This window comes from Clostridium vitabionis, assembly GCF_015351765.1.
Classification (GTDB): domain Bacteria; phylum Bacillota; class Clostridia; order Lachnospirales; family Lachnospiraceae; genus Clostridium_R; species Clostridium_R vitabionis.
Window position 1 is genome coordinate 1 of record NZ_JADKQA010000024.1, and the last position, 2,254, is coordinate 2,254.

Annotated in this window: 3 protein-coding genes; 2 read left to right on the forward strand and 1 reads right to left on the reverse strand. The window is 41.2% G+C overall.

Annotated features, from left to right (window positions below; all coding sequences use genetic code 11):
• Window positions 1-70: 70 nt before the first annotated feature.
• Window positions 71-253: a hypothetical protein gene (locus tag ISF27_RS13075; protein ID WP_194611904.1), complete on the reverse strand. Its 183-nt coding sequence runs from the start codon at window positions 251-253 to the stop codon at window positions 71-73.
• 403 nt (window positions 254-656) lie between these two features.
• On the opposite strand from ISF27_RS13075, the gene ISF27_RS13080 reads away from it, so the two are divergent.
• Both ISF27_RS13080 and ISF27_RS13085 read left to right on the forward strand, forming a co-directional pair.
• Complete coding sequence (locus tag ISF27_RS13080) at window positions 657-1,811, forward strand: AAA family ATPase (RefSeq protein WP_194611905.1); 1,155 nt, start codon at window positions 657-659, stop codon at window positions 1,809-1,811.
• 10 nt (window positions 1,812-1,821) lie between these two features.
• Window positions 1,822-2,166 carry a hypothetical protein gene (locus tag ISF27_RS13085; RefSeq protein ID WP_407926099.1) on the forward strand — a complete coding sequence of 115 codons (345 nt, stop codon included), beginning with the start codon at window positions 1,822-1,824 and terminating at the stop codon, window positions 2,164-2,166.
• Window positions 2,167-2,254: the final 88 nt, after the last annotated feature.

A 2,254-nucleotide genomic window follows, 5' to 3' on the forward strand; every position in this document is an offset into this window, starting at 1 on the left:
TTCAGAGAGAAGATCGAGAAGCGGATCGATCATGAGCTGGATATCGGGGATGAATAGTCCGGCTGGATGATCAGTCTTTACCGGCTGCACGCGCCAGTAAAATGGAAATTCCTCTTGTCTTGACCGGTGATAAACTCTTCTTGGAATCTTCGGTTACAGATCCAAGGATCATCAGTGTCAGCGAATTTTTGGACAGATAAAGAGACGGGCAGAGACTACGGAGATGATCCGCAATCCCTGCCTGCTTTTTCATTTCAGATACTGTCTGTGATAATCATTTTTTGTAATGTGCCTGGATGAAGGGTTCGAAAGTGCCATGACTGTTATGCCGCTTCCGAAATACCTTCGGAAATATTTCAGGACGTCACTCTTTCAGGCGCCGTCAAGGGAACATCTTCGAGGTTGCGCTGACCGGAGCGGAGCGGAGACCCATCGCGGGTAGGGGCAGGTGAAATCTCTACAGGTATGGCTCCCAGGGAACGGCGCGGGGGTCACGCGTGTAAAATCGCGAAATGGAAGACGGGGGGTATGGCCCTGATACACTAAAAATTAAAAACGAAAAATCTGTTGATAATTTTCGGATCCGGTGGTATGCTAACTGCAGAAAGGATTTATTAACGCGAAATCCGTTTTTAATTTTGGGGGGGGTGCTTGGTATGAAGCTTCTGAGAATCACAGCAGACGGTTTACCGCTTTTTAAGGAAAAGCTTGATATATGCTTTTATGCACAGCAGAGAGTATCAGAGGATCAGAAAGATATCCTTTATTCCTTGTTTTCAAATATATATTTGAATCCGGCTAATGGCTTTATAGGAATTAATGCTTCAGGAAAGACATCTGTATTAAAGGTTATACTTTTGTCGCTGGGCATACTCAATAATGAGCCAATTAATCACATTGAAACAAAAGATATTTTGGGGAACGCCCAAAAGGCAGTTTTAAACATCTTCTTTTACTCAGAGTCAAAGAAGGAGATATGTCGTCTTGAAACCATAATCACTTCGAGGCAGACAAAGACGGAAGGGATTGTATATAGAATTCTGTCAGAAAGCTTATGGTCGAAGCAAACTGATGAGGTGATTACTCGTAAGTCGCTGCTTGATTTTGATGGAAAGGATCCTGTTATGCTCAGAAGTGGACAGGAAGATTTTCTGTCCGATGATGTCAGCATTATGATCGCCCATAATAAGAAGACTGGGGAAAAAATGAGGGTGGTGAATTTGCTGCAATTCACTAATATCAATGTACTTCCTTTTTCAGACAATATACCGGCAGAGGTCATTACCTATTTGGATCCGACGGTTGAAAGCCTGCGGTTTGATGAAAAAGATCAAAAAACAGTTATTCGCCTGAAGTTCAAGGGAAAAGAAGAAATCGTGATGAATAATCCGATTCAGCTAAATAATTATTTGTCTTCCGGTACTGTAAAGGGTATGATTACGTTTACGTTGGCCCAGGAAGTATTACAAAAGGGTGGTTACATTGTCATTGATGAGGTGGAGAACCACTTTAATAAAGAAATTGTAACGACGTTGATGCGCTTCTTTATGGATAGTAAGTTAAATAAGAATGGCGGCACCTTGATTTTTTCAACCCACTATCCTGAACTGTTGGATGAATATGACAGAAATGATAGTATTTATATAATCAGGAACAGAAATGGGATTACCGTTGAAAACCTGAGTACAATTCTGAAAAGGAATGACATAAAGAAGAGCGATGCATATCAGAGTGGATTCCTGGAAGGAACAACTCCTATGTATGATGCGTATATGCGACTGAAAAAAAGTATAGCCGCAGCGCTTAAGTAGGAGGCGGTCTATGGAATTAGCAAAGTATAAGGCTTGTATATGTGAGGGCTCAGCCGAAAATGCCATCATGGACATTCTTTTGGATAACGATCTTCTGATCTTTACAAGAGAGGAAATGCTGGAAGAAGAGGTCATACGCTGTCGAGATGGCAAGCGCTTTGAAGAGAAATATTTAAGAAAAGGTTTCTTGGAGAAGATTTCAGTAATAAGAATTCTAGATTCCAGACGTGAGAATTTTAAGCTTAGCAAAGCTTATGAGCACAAAGTGGATGTAATCAATGTAATCACTGCTCCTGAGATCGAGATGTTGATTATCTTCAATGAGGATAAGTACAAAGAGTTTAACACGTCGTGAGCAAGAAATCCCCCACCTCTACAGGTGGTGGGATGAATTGCGATAAACACGGCGTTTTATTGACTTTTGCATCTCATAGTATTAGAAT

What these genes read in the sequence shown, in the direction of transcription:
- ISF27_RS13080 (WP_194611905.1), top strand. Translation starts at nt 657, where the DNA reads ATGAAGCTTCTGAGAATCACAGCAGACGGTTTACCGCTTTTTAAGGAA.
- ISF27_RS13085 (WP_407926099.1), top strand. Translation starts at nt 1,822, where the DNA reads ATGGAATTAGCAAAGTATAAGGCTTGTATATGTGAGGGCTCAGCCGAA.
- ISF27_RS13075 (WP_194611904.1), bottom strand. Translation starts at nt 253, where the DNA reads ATGAAAAAGCAGGCAGGGATTGCGGATCATCTCCGTAGTCTCTGCCCG.